Raw genomic sequence first — 21150 nt, forward strand, 5'->3', positions numbered from 1 at the left:
GGTCAGCCTGGGCACTTCGGTCAGCCTGGGCAACAACCTGGCCAGCCGGGTCAGCCTGGCCAGGCCGGTTATCCTGGGTCGCAGAACAACATGGGCTCTATGGGACAGATGGATCAGCCTAGTTATGGTGCTCCGTATGGCCAGCAGATGCCCGCTGCTCCCTATGGTCACTCTGGTCAGCCTGGCCAATTTGCCCAGCCGGGTCAGCCGCCCTATTCCCCGCAGTCGGATCAGTTCGGGCAGGAATACCCAGATCCCCGCAACCATGGACAGAACGCACAGACTGCGCAGGGTGCACAGCCTACGCAGACTGCCCCATTTGATCGGCCGGATTTTTCTGCGCCGCATGGCACTACAGATGATGGTTCCGCCGACAACTCTTCTAATAGCATGCCCGGCAACACGTCTGAGTAAATACAAGTAAATATATCGTATCTAACAGAGTGGGTGATGGTGGCTGCGGCCATCGTCACCCACTCTGTTGGTATAGGGCTGCGGTATGGGGTGTGGTATCAGATTGTGGTGTGCGATGTATCTACAGGATATGCATGGTATAAGCGGAACATCTGGCCATTGTCTTAGTCGCTGCGGCGGCATGGCGCTTACATAGTCGTCAACGAAAAATATAATTCTGTGCAAATAAACGGTTAATTCCCTGATAAAAGGAGGTTCTGGGATATCAGAACCCCCTTTTATCCAACTACGATACATAGTGTCCAACTAGATCGTTTCTGAGGTTTAACACATCATGGCTTCTCGCCTTTACAAGCGCTTCGCCGTCCCCGCAGCCACTGCACTTAGCATGACCGCACTGCTGGCCGGCACCGCCCAGGCTCTTCCTGTTACACAACAGCAAGACGCTACCGTCTTCACCATTGGCCAAGACGGAATGACCCTCAACAAGGGCACCTCTAAAGGAAATTCGCGTCTCGAATACACCTCTGCACCCCAAGAACTTAGCGGTCCCACCCGCGGCTACATCATGATTGCAGGCAAGCAAACCAAGCCTGCCAACGCACGCCTCTTCACCCGCCAGCCCGGCTACAACCCCTACCAGTTTGTAGCCCCCATGGGTAAAGGCCCCGACAAAAACTCCATGGATAGCAAAGAGGGTTTCAAGCCCGAGCAGCTGGCCACCCTCTACCGCTCCGATGTCCCCAAGAACATCAGCTATTCAAAGGTTATCTCTGGATTCTATGCGGCTATGGACCGTGCGGATATCAAGACGGCCAACGCAAACCTTGTGATGTCCATCAACAATAATGCCAGCCTCGTCCAAATTCAGCGCGCCGTTGCAGACTCCAATGATGAGAACCTCATCACCATGTCCGACGCATTGGGCACCCGCCTCGGCAAGATCTACCGCGATCTTTACATCGGCGGCAAACTTGTGAAACTCCAGCAGCTGGTGGGTGGCGACATGTCCCGCGCCTTCAACTTCACCAATGCCACCGGTTTGGAGAAGGCCCACTACCGCAACCCGCGCCCCTTCAAGGAGTTCCCTGAGCATCTCAAGTACTACTACGAGACCCAGGGCGACTTTAATAGCGATAAAGGGTACTCTGGTCTTGCCCTTTCCTACCCCTCCGGCCACACTAACCGCGCCTACATCAAGGGCATCATTCTTGCGGCTGTCTTCCCGGAGTTTGCACCTCAGCTTCTCGCCCGCGCTTCCGAAGTTGGTTTCAACCGCGTGGTGATGGGTGTGCACTACCCACTGGATACCGTCGCCGGCCGTATGACCGGCACCGCCTCCATGGCATGGCACTTCGCCGATAAGCGCTTCTACCCGCTGATTGCAGAAGCCGCTCGCGACACTCGTGCCATTGTTGAGAAGGCATGCGGAACCACCATCATGAAATGCTGGAAACAAGGTAAGCCCTTCCTCTCCGAGGCAGAGTCCATCCGTGTCTACACCGCTCGCATGAACTACAACCTTCCGAATGTTGGCAAGGCTGGACAGCCAATGACTGTTCCTGAAACAGCTTCCGCTCTCCTTCTTGCCAAGTACCCGCAGCTCACTGATGCTCAGCGTGATCGTATCCTCATGCTGTCCTCCATGGATTCTGGCTCCCCGCTAGACTTCGAGGGACAAGATGGCTTCTGGCAGCGTATTAACCTCGCCAAGGCACTTTCCGCCCACGTCAAGCAGCTCGGCAACGGCGCCATTCAGGTCCGCTTCGCGGCCTAAGCATGCACGCTGTTTAGCGCACGCATTCCGCGCCTGCTATCCACGTGCCTATAGCGTCACAACTTCATACCACTGAGTTCACGCCCAGCACTAACAGTCTTAAGCACAGTCGCAAGCACTGATTAGCGCCGGGCGTGAACTCCATTTCTGTTCTTTCCTGCGCTGCCCCTATCCCATTAGCTACACGCACTGTGCTTGCATAATTGGATACTGCGGCGTGACGGCATGTACCACCACAGCCGCGCCCCTAGTCGCGTCCCTGCTATCGCTACTGTTAAGTAGTACTTATGCAGAATAGGAAGTGACTCAACTAGCTGGCCGCATAAACAACGGTGGGCACCCCCTCAGGGGTGCCCACCGTTTAGTATGTTCAAAGCGCTAATGCGCTAGCGCATAAGAATGCAGGAAGGAATTACTCTTCCCAGCCGTAGGTGCGTTCAACGGCTTTATTCCATTCGCCGAAGAGACGATCGCGGGTGTCCTGATCCATCTTGGGCTCCCAGCGCTTGTCTTCGCTCCAGTTGGCTTTCAGCTCGTCAATGCTATCCCAGAAGCCAACGTGTAGGCCGGCAGCGTAGGCGGCACCCAGGGCGGTGGTCTCGGCCACCTTCGGGCGGATGACGGGCACGTCGAGGATATCTGCCTGGAACTGCATGAGCGGCTCAGACTTCACCATGCCGCCGTCAACCTTCAGTTCCTTCAGCTGTACGCCGGAGTCGGCGACCATGGCGTCCACAAGCTCACGGGTCTGGTAGGCGGTGGCCTCCAGGACGGAGCGGGCGATGTGGCCGCGGTTAGCGTAGCGGGTGAGGCCGACGATAACGCCGCGGGCGTCGTCACGCCAACGAGGGGCCAGTAGGCCGGAGAAGGCGGGGACGAAGTAGACGCCGCCGTTGTCCTTTACGGTTTCGGCCAGGCGGTCGCAGGCGGGTGCGTTGGGGACCATCTTCAGGTTGTCGCGCAGCCACTGTACGAGGGAACCGCCCATAGCGACGGAGCCTTCCAGTGCGTATACGGGCTTCTCGTCACCGATCTGGTAGCAGACGGTGGTGATGAGGCCGTGCTCGGAGAACTTCGGCTCGGTGCCGGTTCCCATGAGGAGGAACAGGCCGGTGCCGTAGGTGTTCTTGGCTTCGCCAGGCTTGAAGCAGAGCTGGCCGAAGGTGGCAGCTTGCTGGTCGCCGAGAATACCGGTGATGGGGACGCCAGCCAGGTTGGAACGGTCGTGGACGACGCCGAATTCGCCGGAGGAGGGGCGGATTTCGGGGAGCATGGACATGGGGATGCCCATGGCGTCGCAGAGTTCCTCATCCCACTGCAGGGTGTTGATGTCCATGAGCAGTGTACGGGAGGCGTTGGTGACGTCGGTGGCGTGGACGGCTGGTTCGCCTTCTGGGTTGGCGCCGCCGGTGAGGTTCCACAGGATCCAGGTGTCGGGGGTGCCGAAGAGGAGGTCTCCCTTTTCTGCCTTGGCGCGGGCGCCGTCAACGTTGTCTAGGATCCACTTGATCTTCGGGCCGGAGGAGTAGGAGCTGAGCGGCAGGCCGGTCTTCTTCTGGTACTTGTAGATGCCGTCGTCGCCAGCGAGTTCGTGGCAGATGCCGGAGGTACGAGTATCCTGCCAGACGATGCCGTTGTAGATGGGCTCGCCAGTGTTCTTGTCCCACACGATGGTGGTTTCGCGCTGGTTGGTAATACCGAGGGCGGCAAGGTCGCAGGGGGCAAGATCGGCGTCGGCTAGTGCTTCACCGGCAACGCGGCGGACGCAGTCCCAGATCTCTAGGGGATTGTGTTCAACCCAGCCTTTTTGCGGGAAGATCTGTTCGAATTCCATTTGGCCAACGGACACGATCTCGCCGTCGTGGTCGAAGATGATGCAGCGAGCGGAGGTAGTGCCTTCGTCGATGGCTGCGATGTACTTCTTTTTAGTCACGGGACTTTCTCCTCAAGAGAGTTCATTAAGTTTAGTAGAGCCTATTCGGTTATACAGATTAGGCGATGGCGAGGTAAACGGCGGCGGCCAGTGCGGCACCGATCAGCGGGCCAACAGTGGGGTGAATGGCGTTCTTCCATTCGCCCGTGCCCTTGCCCTTGATGGGAAGAACGAAGGCGTACATGATGCGGGGGCCGAGGTCACGTGCCGGGTTGAGGGAGTAACCGGTGGGGCTGCCGAGGCTCATGCCGATAGCAACAATGATACCTGCTACGCCGGCGTATGTGAGGTTACCGAGGTTAGTTGGGTCATTATTCCAAAGGCCAACGAGGATAAAAAGTACCAGTACGAAGGTGGCAATGATCTCGGTCACATGGTTCCATACCATGCTCTTGCCGGCGGGGCGAGTGTGGAAGACGTTACCGATAGTGGCATTGGCACCAGATTCAGTGCCGTCGTCGTTGTAGGCGTTGGCGTCGAACTGTTGCTTGAAGGCAGCCCATGCGAGGAGGGCTCCCACCATGGCACCCAGGAATTGGCCCAGAATGTAGTAGATGAAGGCTCCCCAGGGAGTCTTATCTGCAATGCAGAGGGCCAGTGTTACGGCGGGGTTGATGTGTCCGCCAGTGGGATGAGAGACGGATGCGCCGGCGAAGACAGCGAGGCCCCATCCGAAAGCGATGAGGAGCCAGCCGGTGTTCTTGGCGGCAGAGGTGCGGAGACTGTTTGCTGCGCAAACACCATTACCGAGTAGCAGCAGCACCATAGTGCCGAGGAATTCCCAGCCGAAAATTTCAGCGCCGCTGAGTTCATTTCCGTTGATCATGTACATATGCTTAGTCCTTGTCAGGGGAGCGAAGGGGAGAATCTGAGCACACGGAATAGTGCAATGACAGATCTTGACTTAATGGTATTTTGTTCCCCGCCAAGTGGTAGTTTTGTTGCCTCACGCAAATCGGTTAGTGCAGGTGACATGTCTTAATTACGGCAACTTTACGGAAATTAGGAGACATAAAGGGGAATAAAAAGCGGATTTATCGTTAAAAAATATGCGATGAAGGTGCGCTTAACAAAGACATAAAAAGACCGCCTCCCCCGGGAGTACAGGGAGGCGGTCTTTCACATCAGAAACTTACTTGTGTAAAAAAGTAAGCCGTGGTGTGGTTTGTATCTTACTTCTTGTCAACGTTGTCGACGTACTCGGCACGGGCTTCAGCAGCCTCGTTGCGGCGAGCATCGGCCTCTTCGTCGGTAAGAGCCTTCTGGGAGTTGAGCTCGGCAACCACGCGATCCTGGTAGAGCTTAACTTCCTTGGCCTTGGTGGCGTCGTCCCAGCCGAGGATCGGGGCGATGAGGTCGGCGATTTCCTGGGCGGAATCCATGCCGCGATCATCGTATTCGATGGAGATGCGGGTACGGCGGGCGATAACGTCCTCAAGGTGCAGGGCACCTTCCACAGCAGCGGCGTAGACGGCCTCAACACGGAGGTAGCCTTCAGCGTTGGTGATGGGCTTCTTGAGGGACTCGTCATCCTTGGCGTAGGAGAGTACGTCGAAGATGAGGGAGCCGTAGCGGTTGAGGAGGTGGTCAACCTGGGCGACGGTGATGCCGTACTTGGCGGCCAGAGCGTCGAGCTGGTTGGTGAGGGCCCAGTAGCCGTCAGCACCGATGATGGGGGTCTCTTCGGTGGTGGACTCGGAAACCTGGCCAGGAACGTCCTGGAGGGCGGCTTCTACGGCGTCCTTACCAATGACACGGTAGGTGGTGTACTTACCACCGGCGACGGAGACGAGGCCGGGGCAGAGGTGAGCAACTTCGTGGTTACGGGCGAGCTTCTCGGTGTTCTCCTGGCCAGCCTGAGCAACGAGCGGGCGGAGGCCGGCGTACACACCAACGATGTCGGCGTAGGTGACGGGCTCCTGGAGACGGGAGTTGAGCTCATCGAGCACGTAGTCGATGTCGGTCTTGGTGGCAGCCGGGTGAGCCAGATCTAGCTTGTAGCTGGTGTCAGTGGTGCCGACGATCCAGTAGTTGCCCCACGGAATAACGAAGAGGACGGACTTCTCGGTGACGAAGCACAGAGCGGAGTCAGACTTGATGCATTCCTTGGGAACGACAATGTGGATGCCCTTGGACTGGTGAACGTGGAACGCAGCCTTGGCGCCAGCGAGGTCCTGCATTTCGTCGGTCCATACGCCGGTGGCGTTGATGACGGCGGAAGCGTGGACGTTCTCGGTGCGGCCGTCTTCGGTGTCCTTAATGGTGACGCCGACAATGCGGTCGCCTTCCTTGAGGAAGTCAATAACCTGGGTGGAGGTGCGGATAACGGCACCGTACTTGGCGGCGGTACGGCCAACCATCATGGTGTGGCGGGCATCGTCGACGAGGGTGTCGTAGTACTGAACGCCACCGCAGGTAGCCTTGGGCTTCAAGGAAGGAATCTTCTTGAGGATGCTCTTGCGGCTGAAGTGCTTCTGGATCGGGACAGTCTTAGCGCCACCCATGCGGTCGTAAAGGGTGAAGCCGCAGAACATGATGGGGCGCTCAATGAAGGGCTTGGTGAGGGGGTAGATGAACTTTAGTGGCTTAACGAGGTGCGGTGCCAGGGTGTGCATGGACAGTTCGCGCTCGTGCAGGGATTCTGCGACGAGGCCGAACTGCGGAATTGGGTTGGGCTGCAGGTAACGCAGGCCGCCGTGGAACATCTTGGATGAACGGCTGGAGGAACCGCAAGCTAGGTCGCGGGCTTCAACCATGGCAACCTTGAGGCCACGGGTAGCGGCGTCGAGAGCGGCGCCTACACCGACGGAGCCACCGCCGATGATAAGAATGTCGAATTTTTCGGAGCCGAGGCGATCCCAGTTAGTTTCGCGGAGCTCAAGCGTGAGTTCGGACGGTGCAGACAAGTGAGTCCTCCTGTAAGAAAACCTTTATATCCCTAATAACTTAGGGAGTGGGTACTGCTTCACCGTACATCGTACCCGCGTGCCGGTAAAACGTTGTTTCTGCAGCTAAATAGCTAGTTGTGGGGTGGATTACACAATTTTGCAGGCGAACTGGCCAAATACCGCCCTAATTTAGTGGTATGCGTCACACTTTTGGGTTGTCATGTCTAAAAGCACCAGTTTCAATGGAAAATGTTGTTATCTAGTTTTCTTCTAATTTTCGCATTACAGTGGGGGAATGGCGTTCGAACCTCTCTTTGCAGTGGCAAACCACCTCTCAAAATTTATTGCGCGTGCCCTTAAATACAATGTCATCATCACCGGGGAGGAGAATATTCCCCGCAAAGGCGGCGCCCTCCTCTGCATCAACCACACCGGATACGTAGACTTCTACTTCGCTGCCATGCCGCTTCTGGCCGCCAAACGCCAACCGCACTTCATGGCAAAACAAGAAATTTTCGAAAACCCCATCGCGGGACCGCTCATGCGTGCCCTGGGGCAAATTCCGGTGGATCGTATCGCCGGTCGCGATTCCATGAATATGGCAATCGACAAACTCAAAAACGGGGAAATTGTGGGCATCTTCCCCGAAGGCACCATGTCCGACTCCTTCGAGATTAAGAGCCTAAAAACAGGTGCAGTGCGCATGGCGCAGACCGCCGGCGTCAAAATCTATCCCGTTATCGTGTGGGGATCCCACCGCGTATGGCGCCGCAACACAAAACCCAACCTGGAGCGCAACCTCCCCTTCATGGTGCACTACTGTGAGCCCATTGATGTAGCAGGCGGCGACGTCGACGAACTCACCGAACAACTCCACACCGTTCTCAAGGACACCTTAGAGGACGTCCGCAACCGCTACTTTGAAGAATTCGGCCCCTTTGAGCCGGGCCTTCCCTGGGTACCCGCTCGTTTTGGAGGCAGTGCCCCCACCTTGGAGGAAGCACAGGCTGACGACGACAGAATCGACAAGCACCGCAAGTACGCCAACTCGGTGATGCGGCACTCGGCGAAAGCGGCCAAAGAGGTCCATTCCGCTATCCTCAACACAAAAGATGCCACCCTTGACGAGGCCGATCCGGAGGCTAAACTCTCCCGGCTTACCAGTATGCGCGAAGCTGCCGAAAGTCTTACGAAAGCGGCTGAGGAACTTGTGGAGGCCGCTGAGCAAGGCGGGGAAGAAGTGAAGCGTAAAGCCGGTGCCGGATCACTGCGTTACATGACGGAGACGGTTGCATCTGCGACAGTGGAGTTGGAGCAGGCAACTGTTCGTTCTGCCCGTAAAGCCTCCCGCAAATTGGGCGCGGGCACGGATTCGGTGACGGAATTCGCGACAGGTTTCCGGCATCGTGCTGCCAAATCGTTACAGTCGGGTGCGGAGTATCTTTCGCAGAAAGCTGAATCGCTGCTGGCGTATCTCTCCGATGCTGAGGAGACAGTGCGGAAGTCCAGCGAGGAGCGGCATATTCGCCACGCCATCGCTCGTGAGAAGCGCATGGAGCAGGCCGCTGCCGACGAGATCCGTACAGCTATTCAAAAAGAAGAAGCTGCAGTAAAACACGCCGAGCGGGAGACGTCTCGGGCCTTGGAGAACGCTGCCCGCGCCACCGAGGAAGTAATACGAGTTTTTGACGACACCGCTACCGACGATGCAGAACTAGACGATGCGGATTTAGATGACGCTAATGAGCTAGGCAATGCAGAGCCTAATGCCGAGCCTAACCCCGAGCTCAACGGCGATGATGCATGAGTGATGGTGGCCAACGCTCATTCGCTCCTTGTGCACGCGGCGGATTAAGGCTGGTAGCAACCGATCTTGACGGCACACTGCTGGATTCCCACAAGCAGGTGTCGCCCCGTAGCCGCGCAGCTATCGCACGTCTCGCGGAGCGCCATATTCCACTCATTGTCGCCACGGGTCGCCCTCTTCGGTGGCTTCCTCCCGTGTGGCAGCAATTACCGGTCTCTCCCCTGTGTATCTGTATGAATGGGGCGCTTATCTATGATGCTTTTCGCCATAAGATACTGCGGCGCACGCTATTACAGTCGGCGGAGTTGACGGATATTGTGCAGTCTATTCACCGGGCTCTCCCGGAGGCGTGTTTCGCGGTAGAGCGTAGCGGTGCGGATACGCAATCCCAGGGTGACGGGCACTTACCGGGAGAGTTCCTTATCGCCGAGAATGCGGAGGAAGTCTGGTATGAGCAGAATGCCCCACGCACTACCCTGGCGGCACTGTCGGAGGAACCGGCGGCGAAACTGCTCGTGCGGTGTACAGAATTGTCTAGCGCGGAGATGGCGGAGATAGTGCGCCCACTGGTGGATCCAGTAGCACACGTAACGTACTCCATCGACAGTGGATTATTGGAGATTTCCCACCCATTGGCCACAAAGGGGAAGCGCTGGCGTACCTGCTGGATTGCTGGGACGTGCCGGAGGAGGCCGTAGTGGCTTTCGGAAATATGCCCAATGATATGGATATGCTGCAGCTATCCACGTGGGGTGTTGCGGTGGAGAATGCGCATCATGCAGTTTTGGCGGCGGCGGATGAAGTAACAGCATCCAATGATGATGACGGCGTCGCTCTCGTCATGGAGAGACTGCTAGCTGAATAATAACTGCTGGCTGAATAATACAAGGGTGGGGCGGGAAGCTGTGTGCTTCCCGCCCCACCCTTGTAGTGAGACTCTTTGTGGTGAGACTCGATGAAGAGATAGAGAGGTTGTGCCCCGTACTATTTACTTAGTGGAGGGCTTTAACTGTCCTAGGGGCAGAATGTTGTATTCGCGGCCCTCACAGAAGTCATTCGGGGCAGGAAGTCCTGCGAATCGACTCTGTGCCCAGGCTAGTGCACCGGGGAGTCCCACGAAGCCCACAAGCAGGTGCTCGGAGAGGTCCATGGTGGCTAGAGTGACGTGCGTGCCGGCCTTGCAGTAGCGGTGCGCTAGTTGCTTCAGCTTGGCGACGGGCACTGCAATGTCCTGGTTGCCGTGGTAGAAGTAGAGCGGCATCTTGGGGTTCAACGGGTAGTACAGGGGGCTGTTTTCCCGCACGACCTTGAACTCGCGGTGCTGTTTGTAGACGTCAACATTGTTGAAGACGGTACGCATGGATTGTCCGGAGAAGCTGGCAACCATGGTGGAGACGCAGGAGTCTTTAAGCCCATTGCGCATGCGTTTCTTCCACTCTGGGCGCATGCGGTCGTAGATGTTCATGCGGTCGGGGTATTCGCGCTCCAGCCCAATCATGGTGCCGGCGAGGATACCGAATCCGGGGTTTGGCCTGTTTCCCAGGGCTTTCCCCATCCATTCCATATCTGCGGGGGTACCGCCGGCGGCAGCACCAACGAAGTGGGGAATGGGTGCGTACTTCGGCGCCATGGCGGCTGCGATGACGGTTGTCATGGCACCGCCAGAATATCCTCCGAGGATAACTTTAGAGTGGCGGGAGTTGAACTTGGGGGTGGTGACAAGTGCGGTAACGGCGTCAAGAATAATGTGCCCAGCAAGAATGTTGGCACCGTAGGCACCTTGCATTCCCTCGAAGTCGGGGAGGAGGATATTCCAACCCATGGTGAGTGCCGCGTTAAGCCCAGCGGTAATTTCCGCGGCGGTGGTGAGGGATTCAACATTGTTGAACTGGTTAATGGGGGTTGTCAGCGAGAATGTCGGCTGACATTCCGTGCCGAGAGAGTTGATGAAGTGGTTGTACACCAGCGTTGGCACGTTGGGGAGGGCATAGGAATGTGCCTGGCGGAGGAGAAGTGCCGTGGAGAAGATCTTCTCTCCGTGGGAGTTTGTGGAGGCAAACACCATCTGTTCCGCCATAGTGCGGGGGAACTGCGGCAGCTTCATGCTGCGGCTCTTAATGAGCTTGCCGTGCGTGAGGTTCTGATACTTAGATTTCGGAACCTGGAAGTAGGGGTCTTTTACCTTGGAGGGGTAAATGGGGGTGGCATTAGCGCCGGGGGATACGGTTACTGCGGTACCCGCTGCTAGTGCTAGTGCGCACAGTGCCGACACGACTTTTTTTCGACAACTGCGAATCATCAGCTTTCTCTCTTTCTCTTAATACGTAGCTGGGCAATACTCTAGCGATTTCTTGCCTAAGCTGGTACTTTGCTCCCTTGCTGGAGGAGAGCAAAGTATGTGTAAAAGTTTAGTGGCCTTAGCATTCAGTGTTCTTTGGGGGTATTCCGGCGAAACGGCCTAGGACCCACGGGAAGGCAATCCAGGCGCCTACTGTGGCGTTGGCGACGTGGTTGAAGACGTGGGTGTCAACAAGCTGAACTTTCAGGTGTGGGCTGGTTGCGCACCAGTGTTTTGTCACTGTCCGAATGTAGCGGATGGGGACGAGGTCGTCACGGTCGCTGGACCAGAGGAAGGTGGGAACGCGTGGTGCTGGCTTGTAGTTAATGATGCTGTTTTCTGCGAAAACTTTGAACTCATTATGCTGCTCGCGCAGTTTCACGTTGTTAAACATGGTGGTGGCGGACTCGTTCTTCATGGCGTCCAACATGCGGGGAGTGCAGGCGTCGCGGTTAGCGTTAACAATGCGCTTGCCCTTCTTGGATAAACGGTTGTAAACGTTCATCCGGTTGGGGTATTCGCGTTCCAGCCCAAGCATGGCGCCCATAATGATGCCGAAACCGGGGTGGCGGTTGTTACCGAGGGCTTTCCCCATCCACACCATGTTAGCAGGCATTCCGCCGGCTGCCATGCCCACAATGTTGAGGTTAGGGGCGTAGGTGGGGGCCATGGCGGCGGCGTAGGCGGCTACCATGGCACCGCCGGAGTAGCCGGACAGGATAATCTTCGGGTTGGGGATATTGAGGTGTTTAACCTGGCGGGCTGCCTTAATGGCATCTAGTGTGATGTGTCCGCCAAGAATGTTGGCGCCGTAGGCAGATTGTAGTCCTAGGAAGTCGGGGAAGATGGTGGTAATGCCCCACACTGCAGCAAGTGCACCCATGCCGATGAGGGATGCGTTGCGAGTCGTAATTTCGGCTTTGCGTGCGGCGTTGGGGGTTCTACCAGCAGTGGTGATGTAGTCGGCGGCGGCGTTAAATGCGAAGGACGGCTGGCACTCTACCCCGAGGGAGTTAATGAAATCGTTGTAGATAAGGACGTTGTTATTGGGGCGGGCAATGATGGGTCGCATGACGCCAGCACTGGCTAGGACGGCCTTACCGTGTGAGTTTGTGGTTTTGAAGACGTATTGGAAAACCTGTGTACCCTGTACAACAAAATTGGAGACGGGACGTATGCGGATAAGGGTTCCATTGGGGACGGAGTCCAGTTTGGCTTGGCTGACGTTGAAGAATGGCCCTAGGGGAGTGTCGTCGAAAATGGGGGTGGCGTTGGCCTCTCCCGTGGAGATGCATGAACCTGCCAGCATAGTGGCGGCAAGTGTGGCAGCAACGAAGTTTTTCAGACGGTGGCGTTGTGCCGTCATGGGCGGTAATCCTATCTTCTTCTGCAAGTCTTTATGAGACTTAGTTTTGGCCTAGTTGTGGAGCCTCAGCCTGGGGCCCAGTTATTTTTATGTAATTGTACGAGTTCGATGTAGCGGTTTGGTATAGCGGATTTTAGGAAGGGATGTGGTTGCAGTCGTCTCGTATGGGCGTACCGTGTCCCATTTTCCAGAGCCATTGGGCTGCGACGGGAAGATCGTAGTAGGCGGTGGAAACGTGGTTCGGGTTATTCACCTCTTTGTATTGTATATGAACTCCGGCGGCACAGTAACGGCGCAGTGTTGCTCGTAGTGGCCTAATGGGGGCGGAGGCGTCTGTGTAGGAGCCAAAAACGTAGAGTTTTGTTCCGCGGCTGGGGTGACGGCGGTCGTAGTAGAGACTGTTGGCGCGAAGAACGCGGAAGGCGTCTTTTTCTTTATCCGGGCGCAAGCTGACACCGTTGAAAACAGTGTCGATGGATTCCCCTTTAAGGGATTCCAGGAGGCGCGGGGAACAGGCATCTTTCAAACGACGTAGTTTGTCCTTGCCGTGTTCAGACAGGCGAGGGGTGACGCGCATGCTCCGGGGGTATTCGCGTTCTAGGCCGACCAGGGAAGCGAAGGCTAGTCCGAAACCGTCATTGGGTCGGTTTCCGAAGGCGAGACCGTAGTATTGCAGGTCTGTGGGGACGCCGCCGACTGCCACGGCGGAGAAGTGAACATTGGGGGCATACTGTTGGCGGAGGTTAAGGGCCCACAGGCTTGCCATGCCGCCGCCGGAGTAGCCGAGCATTCCCGTCCAACTGTGCTGCATACCTAGTGCAGGGGTGGTTTTCATGGCGCGAACGGCGTCAAGGATAACGTGTCCGGAATGAATATTCGCGGTGTAGGCGGCTTTCATGCCTTCGTGGTCGGGGATAAGGAAGGCATAACCATAGTGGGCGGCGATGGCGGCGTACCACATGGAGATGAAGCTGCGAGTGTTCCACTCGGGGTTGAGGTTTGAATAGGAGAAACTTGGCTGGCAGCCAATGCCGAGGGAATTGATGAAGTCATTGTAAACAATGACATTTCCGTTCTTGGGGAAGTTAGCGGGTTTGACGAGGACAGCGGTGCCGTAGGTGGGCTTGTTGAAGGTGTTGCGGGTGGCGAACACCATTTGGGTGGCACTTCCACCGGGGACAAGAAAAGCGGGGAGTTTACGACTACGGAGAAGCTGGCCGTGTTCCTTGTTCTTGTATTGGGAGGTAGGAACGTTGAAGAACGGGTCAAGTATGGGGGTCGGCATGGTAGCAGCGGCTTCAGCTGTTCCCGGGGTGATGAGGCCGACGGTGAGAGCAAGCACGCCTGCTGCAGCGAGGAGTCGTGTAGTCAAACGCTTCATAATTCTCTTTCTTAATCCCTATCCAAAGCGTGAACCAAGAAAAGTATCACGATAGATAGATTAACTCAAGGCAAGTCACATTTGTAACAATTTTAACAGTATTAACAATTCTGAAAAAACTACTACACGCGATCTCCCTAATTTTCGCTAGGCTTAAAGAGACTCACAGCCAAGGCAGTGCCAAAGACGAATCGTACCCATATTCTGTTGCACCCTTCCGCGCGAGTTTTCTTTCCTGACATGAGAAAAGGCGTTTACATAATGAGCACCCAGTCATACGACCTCATCGTGGTCGGATCCGGCTTCTTTGGACTAACCATTGCTGAACGTGCCGCCAGCCAGCTTGGCAAGCGCGTCCTCATCATTGAAAAACGCTCCCATATTGGCGGTAACGCGTTCTCCCAACCCGAACCAGAAACCGGCATTGAAGTACATCAGTACGGCGCCCACCTCTTCCACACTTCCAACGAACGTGTGTGGAACTACGTCACCCAATTCACCAAATTCACGGACTACCAGCACCGCGTCTTCGCCATGCACGACGGCAAAGCCTACCAATTCCCCATGGGGCTCGGCCTTATCTGCGAATTCTTCGGCAAGTACTACAGCCCGGACGAAGCCCGCGCCCTCATTAAAGAGCAGGCCAGCGAAGTCAACACGGAAGACGCCACCAACCTGGAAGAAAAAGCCATCTCGCTAATCGGCCGCCCCCTCTACGAGGCTTTCGTGCGCGACTACACCGCCAAACAGTGGCAGACCGACCCGAAGGAACTCCCCGCCAGCAACATCACCCGCCTGCCGGTGCGCTACACCTTCAACAACCGCTACTTCAACGACACCCACGAGGGGCTCCCCGTAGATGGCTACGCCGCCTGGCTCCGCGCCATGATCGACCATGACCTCATCGACGTGCAGTTGGATACTGACTGGTTCGACGTCCGCGCCGACATTCGCGCCGCCAATCCCGACGCCCCCGTCGTCTACACCGGCCCCCTCGACCGCTACTTTGACTACTCTGCCGGTCGTCTCGGCTGGCGCACCCTGGACTTCGACGTGGAAGTCCTCCCCATCGGCGACTTCCAGGGCACTGCCGTCATGAACTACAACGACGCAGACGTCCCCTATACCCGTATTCACGAGTTCCGACACTTCCACCCGGAGCGCGCCGACCGCTACCCCAAGGACAAGACCGTCATTATGAAGGAGTACAGTCGTTTCGCGGAGGAAGACGACGAGCCGTACTACCCCATCAATACTCCTGAGGATCGCAAGATTCTTGCTGCTTATCGGGAACTTGCTGCCCAAGAAACCGCTAATGACCAGGTACTCTTCGGTGGCCGTCTAGGAACGTATCAGTACCTGGACATGCACATGGCTATCGCCTCTGCCCTCACCATGTTCGATAACAACCTGACCCCTTACTGGACTGAGGGTGCTCCCCTGAAAGGAAAGGGACAGCATTAATGACAACTGCTCCAACGTCCGCACAATTCTCCTCCTTCGCGGGGGAGCGGCTCGCCCACATCATCACCCCGCGCCCCGGTGAGCCTCTCGACGTCCGCAGTCTCTACATGGTGGAAGCCTCCACCAATCCGCGCCGCTGCCACGCCCCGAGCCGCACCACCCTGCGGATCCCGGCAGACTCCGAAGTTTCTTTTGAAACGTACTTTAACGGTCTGCCCGCCTCCTATTGGCGACGTTGGAGCACTCTCACTTCTGTTGTCCTACGTCTGCACCTTACTGGGTCGGGCCGCGTGGATACCTACCGTTCCAAGATCGACGGATCCCGCATCGGCATTACGGGTGCGTCCTTTATTGGTGATGTTGACGCTGCCGCCACACCTGTATCCGCACCTGCCGCATCCGCTATTGGCCCGCAGGTAACTCGCTGCGCAGACGGCTCCAGCATTGTCGAAATCACCCTGGATCTGGGGCCTTTTGAGGATGGCGGCTGGATGTGGTTCGACATTACCGCCGACACCCCCGTAGAACTTTTGGAGGGCGGCTGGTACGCCCGCACGCCGGCTCCCGCCACTATCAACTATGTGGACCCCGACACGGGCCTAACCCAGGAACTGGATAACTCCAACAAGGTGGTTATCGGTATCCCCACCTTCAACCGCCCCGATGATGCCGTCGCCGCCCTGAAAGCATTAGCCTCCGACCCGGACATGGACGCCGTCATTGAGGCTGTCCTGATGCCGGACCAGGGCACAAAGAAAGTTATCGACCACCCCGAGTTCGCTGCTGCCGCAGGACATTTCGGTATCGGTGGAGGTGTAGACGGAGCCACCGACGCAGCAGGTAAACCCCTCACTACCTCCCCGGATGGTCGCTTCTTCCGTTTTGAGCAAGGCAACCTGGGTGGCTCCGGCGGATACAGCCGCATCATGTATGAGGCCCGCCAACACACCACCGCGCCGTTCATCCTCTACATGGATGACGATATTGCCATCGAGCCGGACAGTATTCTGCGCGCTGTCGCTTTCGCCCGCTTCGCCAAGAAACCCATGCTGGTGGGTGGCCAAATGCTCAACCTCCAGGAACGCAGCCACCTGCACTCCATGGGTGAGGTCGTCAACCGCGCCGACTTCATGTGGACCTCCGCCCCGCACGTCCACTACGACCACGATTTCAGCCAGTACCCGCTGTCGGCCGCTCGCGACCACCGCGGCGCCAAAAACACTGGCCTGGCTGATCCCCGCTGGGAGGAAACCGCCGACCTGCACCGCCGGATTGATGTGGACTACAACGGCTGGTGGATGTGCCTCATTCCGCGCATTGTGGCCGACACTATCGGCCAGCCCCTGCCACTGTTTATTAAGTGGGATGATGCCGAGTTCGGCCTGCGCGCCGGCGCCCACGGCTTCCCCACCGTCACCATGCCCGGTATCGCCATCTGGCACATGGCCTGGTCAGACAAGGATGATGCGATCGACTGGCAGGCCTACTTCCACCTCCGCAACCGCCTGGTGGTAGCTGCCCTCACCCAGCCCACAAGCGCCTCTATTAACGGCTTGCTGGCCTCCATGGCGAAAGCCGCCATGAAACACACTCTCTGCCTGGAATACAGTACTGTCGCCATCCAGATTGAGGCGGTTAAAGACTTCCTGCGCGGCCCCGATGCTCTCTTCGAGCTTCTTCCCACCGCACTTCCGAAGGTGGCAGCCATGCGTCGCGATTACCCCGATGCGGTTGTTCTCCACTCCGCCAGTGATCTCCCCGCTCCCTCCGGTGGTCCCGGTGGGGTGACGGTAGAGCCGCGCGGTATCCGTAAAAAGGTTGTGGCACTGGCAAAAGGCGTGCTGCATTCAGTACGTCCAGCAGACTCCGACCACCACAGCACTCCGCAGATGAATCTGCCCCCTATTGATGCCCGCTGGTATTCCCTCAGCCGACTAGATGGGGCTACCGTCACCACCGCAGATGGGCGCGGCGTGGTGTATCGCCAGCGTGATCTGGATAAAGCTAAAGAGTTACTACGGGAAACATTCGCCATGCATAAGCAGTTGCGGGAACAATGGTCGGATATGCAGCGCCGCTACCGTGCCGCACACCCGCAGCTGACCAGTATGGAAGCCTGGTCGCAGATTTTCGGGCCAGAAACACTCGATTAATCCCGCATGAGCATAGAGAATACTGACATGGAGAACACCGTCACAGACAACATGTCCAGCACTCCCTCCGATCTTTCCCCGGAAGAGAAAATTCTGTGCACGGTACAGAAATGGTGCCGCCCCTACCCCTGGACAGTAAAAGTTGCGCAGGGGCTTTCCCACTTCGGTGAGCATTCCCTGGGCTGGCTTGTTTTATCCGGTCTAGCGGCGCTTACCTTCCCTAAGCATCGGGAGCAGTGGGGGCTGGCAGCTCTTTCTGCCTTCGGGTCGCACGCTTTAGCTGTCATTATTAAAAGAATTGTGTGGCGTCCGCGCCCGCACCACCCGGCTATTGACGTCAATGTGAAAACCCCTAGCGCTCTGAGCTTCCCCAGTTCGCACGCCACCAGCACCACCAGTTGGGCGACTAGCGCCGCTACTATTAGCCATAATCCACTGCCGCTGGTGCTTAGCCCCATCATGATGACATCCCGCATGATAGCTGGTGTTCACTACCCCACGGATGTTGCTGCAGGTGCTGCTCTAGGGGCTGTCAGCAGTGTGGTGACCCATAAATGGGGTCCGGCCGTGTTGCAGCGGTTACGGAGTAGAAAAAATCATTAGTATGGCGTCGTAAGTACCCCTAAGGAGCAACTATGCCCAACTCACCATGCTTCCCTCATTCGCGCCCCCCACGGAAGTCGACTAACGCGGAACCTTCCTCTGCTGCGAAACGGACTCCCCGAGCGGGCCAGCCTGGTCGTGCTTCTGCACAGCGTATCGGCGGATCTGCCGCCGGTGCGTCGCGTGGTGATAATCAGCGTGGCGGTATGCGACCCCGACGTGGTAGTGCACAGACTAGCCGCAGCACACAGCCTCGCGGTACTGCACAATCTCGGAGTACTGCGCAATCTCTCACTGGTGCGCAACTTCGCGGTGGACAGCCTCGCCGTGGTGGGCAGTCCGGTCGTAACCGGAACTCTTTTCCAGCAGGGGGAAACTCTCAGAACAAGAATTGGGATAAAGATTGGGGAAGAGCCTGGGGTGATGTCAGTGGTGCTAACTATGAAACCCAACCGGAAAATGCTGAGCCAAAAAGCTCTGGCCGATTTTCTGCCGCAGGTTTCTTCACAAAGCGCAATACCATCATTATTGGCGCTATTGTGCTGGTGCTTATCATTGTGATTTCGCTGGCCGTAGCCCACCACAATTCCAACAGCGATGATGAGTCCACTGATGCAACCGTCACCACTTCTACAACGGTAACCGAAAACGGTACTAGTACTCCCACAGAAGAGGGTTCTGGCGACGACGGTGATATCCCTCTGGACTTTTCGCAACTCTCCATGGATCCATCAACTGACCCCAATTCGAAAGCATATTTTGCAGCCTTGAAGAAGGCCGGTATGCCGGTAAGAAAGGGCATGGAAACTGCTGTTTTAGGGATGGGCTACACGCACTGTCAGGTACTATATGCCGGCAGTGACACTAACAAGCAGGCCAAAGAAGTTGAAGATGTCATGATGGACACTTTTGTGCAGATGACACCCGGAGTGAAGAAAGAAAAGGCTAGAAAAGCTATTGCGCAGGCTGCTGATGAACATTTGTGTCCGGCTTTAGAAAAAAGCGTTGGGAAAAACTAGCCCGTGTAACATTTTTCCCGGTAGCAGCGATGAACCCAGTGACACAGTCAACATCACACCTTTAAGGAAGGTTTACATGTCCTTTGAAGTAGAGTCGTTCTTCCGCGGCACCACTATCGATACCTCCCTCCTGACCACATTCCCTGATCTTGCAGAGAAACGAGTCGCGCAGATTGTTGCTGGCGAGGCGGAAGATTATCCGATCTACCGATTCTTCGACTATCTACAGGACCCACAGCCCACTCCCGAATCATTAACATGGCTGTCATTTGTTACCCGCACGAAAGCTATTGCGGCACAACTACAACAAGTGTGTGAACGCGGTGACCGAGTAGTCATTATGATGCCGCAGCACCTTGACTACGTCACGGGCTTCTTTGCTCCCCTCTTCGGCGGCCAGATCGCTATCCCCGCATTCAGCCCCACAGAACCTTCCCACGCTGGCTACCTAGAAGCCATCCTCACAGATGCAGAACCCAAGGTTATTCTGACAGACGTAAAGGTGGCAGGCGCTGTTCGGAAATTCTTAAAGAGCGTTGACGTTAAAAACAAGCCACGCATTATCGCCGTAGAAGGAATTGAAGACGGCATGGCAGATGCCTGGGTTGATCCCCAAGTAGAACCCACAGATATTGCTTATCTGCAATATTCTTCTGGCTCCACGCGCCGTCCCACCGCCGCAGAGATTAGCCACCATGCTGCCCTCTGCAATACTCTCCAAATCATACGGACACTGGGATTAAAACCGCACATGCGTGCTGTCGACTGGATCCCAATCTTCCATTCCATGTCCCTCATTTATCTGTTCGCTGCCCCACTTTCCTATGTGTGCCTCGACTTCATGGAGCCGGCTGCATTTCTACAGCAGCCCTCCCGATGGGTCAATGCCCTCCAGTCCATTAATGGCGAGGATGTTTTCTCCTCCGGCCCAGACTTCGCTTTTGCGCTAGCCGCTGCTCGCGGTAAACCCGAGGACGGTCAATCTCTGGATCTTTCTAATGTTGTCGCGTTGATGAACGGCTCCGAATCCGTCACCCAGAGCACGGTGGATCTTTTCAACGCTACATTCGGCCCCTACGGTTTGTGCTCCGATGCTATGCGCCCCTCCTATGGCATGTCTGAAACCACTACTGGTGCCGCTACTCTCGAAAGCGGCACCCCCACCTTCATCGCCAAAGTTGACGGCCATGAACTGGCAGAAGGAAAGTTCGTTGAGATAGCTCCCGAGGAGGCTGACAAGGGGATTTCCCAAGTTGGTGTTGGCGTACCATTCCTGAACGAGTATGCCGTGATTGTCCACACTGAATTTGATGAGAACGGCGAATACCTAAGGCGCGGTTCTGAAATACCGGACGGTACCATCGGCGAAATTTGGATTTCTGGCCCGAACCTAGCCTCCGGCTACTGGAATCGTCCCCAAGAAACAGTAGCTACTTTCGACAATGAACTAGTTAAGGCACTCCCCGACGACATCACCCACACTATTCGCCAGGGTGAACGCGTCGCCGCCGATACTAAGTGGCTGCGCACCGGTGACTGCGGCGCCTACTACAATGGGCAGCTCTTCATCACAGGCCGTGTGAAAGACCTCGTCATTGTGGATGGTCGTAACCACGTTGCCACCGATATTGAAGAGACCGTAATTATGGCAGGCGAAGGTAAATTCCTCCCCAATACCGTTGCTGCATTCTCAGTGGCTGCTCGGGAACTGCTAGATTCTGCTGTTAACCGCACAAACCGCACTATTCCCTCCGATACGAAGGGGGAACAGCTGGTGATTGTGGCAGAGAATAATCCCGATAACGAAGTGGAAGATTATGCAGAGGTCTTTACCTCCGTGCGGTCTTTGATCGCACGTCGCCACGGTGTGCAGGTAGCTGACTTCCGCATTGTTGAGCAGGGCGTTATCCCCCGCACGCCGACGCAGAAGATTAAGCGTTCGGCATGTCGTAGCGCTTACCAAAATGATGCCCTCAACGCGCGTTTTTAGTGTGTTGTAGACATCCT

General features: G+C 56.5%; 13 protein-coding genes and 2 pseudogenes. 9 read left to right on the plus strand and 6 right to left on the minus strand.

Annotated elements, in window-relative coordinates; all coding sequences use genetic code 11:
* Positions 1–414 (plus strand): annotated as a pseudogene (locus DI579_RS03650) (hypothetical protein); the annotation flags it as partial.
* A 334-nt stretch (positions 415–748) separates the two neighbouring features.
* Complete coding sequence (locus DI579_RS03655; RefSeq protein ID WP_290598596.1) at positions 749–2191, plus strand: phosphatase PAP2 family protein; 1443 nt, start codon at positions 749–751, stop codon at positions 2189–2191.
* 412 nt (positions 2192–2603) lie between these two features.
* Here DI579_RS03655 and glpK read toward each other — a convergent pair whose 3' ends face one another.
* The 3 genes from glpK to DI579_RS03670 form a co-directional block, all read right to left on the minus strand.
* Positions 2604–4124, minus strand: coding sequence for a glycerol kinase GlpK (gene glpK, locus DI579_RS03660; RefSeq protein WP_303678714.1), 1521 nt, complete (start codon positions 4122–4124; stop codon positions 2604–2606).
* A 58-nt stretch (positions 4125–4182) separates the two neighbouring features.
* Positions 4183–4950, minus strand: coding sequence for an MIP/aquaporin family protein (locus DI579_RS03665; RefSeq protein ID WP_290598594.1), 768 nt, complete (start codon positions 4948–4950; stop codon positions 4183–4185).
* A 346-nt stretch (positions 4951–5296) separates the two neighbouring features.
* Entirely contained in the window at positions 5297–7030 is a 1734-nt protein-coding gene (locus DI579_RS03670; RefSeq protein WP_290598593.1) for a glycerol-3-phosphate dehydrogenase/oxidase, read from the minus strand.
* A gap of 277 nt (positions 7031–7307) precedes the next feature.
* Between DI579_RS03670 and DI579_RS03675 the strand changes: the two genes are divergently transcribed.
* Positions 7308–8819 (plus strand): 1-acyl-sn-glycerol-3-phosphate acyltransferase, encoded by a 1512-nt coding sequence (locus tag DI579_RS03675; RefSeq protein WP_290598592.1) that lies wholly within the window; start codon positions 7308–7310, stop codon positions 8817–8819.
* Positions 8816–9684 (plus strand): annotated as a pseudogene (locus DI579_RS03680) (HAD family hydrolase). The gene DI579_RS03675 and the pseudogene DI579_RS03680 overlap by 4 nt, the downstream one beginning before the upstream one ends.
* A 123-nt stretch (positions 9685–9807) precedes the next feature.
* Here the strand turns inward: DI579_RS03680 and DI579_RS03685 are convergent.
* The 3 genes from DI579_RS03685 to DI579_RS03695 form a co-directional block, all read right to left on the minus strand.
* Positions 9808–11118, minus strand: a complete 1311-nt coding sequence (locus tag DI579_RS03685; RefSeq protein WP_290598589.1) for a lipase family protein — start codon at positions 11116–11118, stop codon at positions 9808–9810.
* Positions 11119–11236: 118 nt separating this feature from the next.
* Positions 11237–12523, minus strand: coding sequence for a lipase family protein (locus DI579_RS03690; RefSeq protein WP_290598588.1), 1287 nt, complete (start codon positions 12521–12523; stop codon positions 11237–11239).
* Positions 12524–12656: 133 nt separating this feature from the next.
* Complete coding sequence (locus DI579_RS03695; RefSeq protein ID WP_303678715.1) at positions 12657–13904, minus strand: lipase family protein; 1248 nt, start codon at positions 13902–13904, stop codon at positions 12657–12659.
* A 261-nt stretch (positions 13905–14165) separates the two neighbouring features.
* Between DI579_RS03695 and glf the strand changes: the two genes are divergently transcribed.
* The 5 genes from glf (at position 14166) to DI579_RS03720 (ending at position 21133) form a co-directional block, all read left to right on the plus strand.
* Positions 14166–15368, plus strand: a complete 1203-nt coding sequence (gene glf, locus DI579_RS03700) for a UDP-galactopyranose mutase (protein ID WP_290598586.1) — start codon at positions 14166–14168, stop codon at positions 15366–15368.
* On the plus strand, positions 15368–17521 hold the full coding sequence (locus DI579_RS03705; protein WP_303678716.1) for a glycosyltransferase: 2154 nt from the start codon (positions 15368–15370) through the stop codon (positions 17519–17521). Before glf ends, DI579_RS03705 begins: the two co-directional genes overlap by 1 nt.
* Positions 17522–17527: 6 nt before the next feature.
* On the plus strand, positions 17528–18124 hold the full coding sequence (locus tag DI579_RS03710; RefSeq protein WP_290598583.1) for a phosphatase PAP2 family protein: 597 nt from the start codon (positions 17528–17530) through the stop codon (positions 18122–18124).
* 32 nt (positions 18125–18156) lie between these two features.
* Positions 18157–19143: a DUF732 domain-containing protein gene (locus tag DI579_RS03715; protein WP_290598581.1), complete on the plus strand. Its 987-nt coding sequence runs from the start codon at positions 18157–18159 to the stop codon at positions 19141–19143.
* A 76-nt stretch (positions 19144–19219) separates the two neighbouring features.
* On the plus strand, positions 19220–21133 hold the full coding sequence (locus DI579_RS03720; RefSeq protein ID WP_303678717.1) for an AMP-binding protein: 1914 nt from the start codon (positions 19220–19222) through the stop codon (positions 21131–21133).
* Positions 21134–21150 lie beyond the last annotated feature (17 nt).

Origin of the sequence: Lawsonella clevelandensis, assembly GCF_003241315.1 — a bacterium.
GTDB lineage: Bacteria > Actinomycetota > Actinomycetes > Mycobacteriales > Mycobacteriaceae > Lawsonella > Lawsonella clevelandensis_A.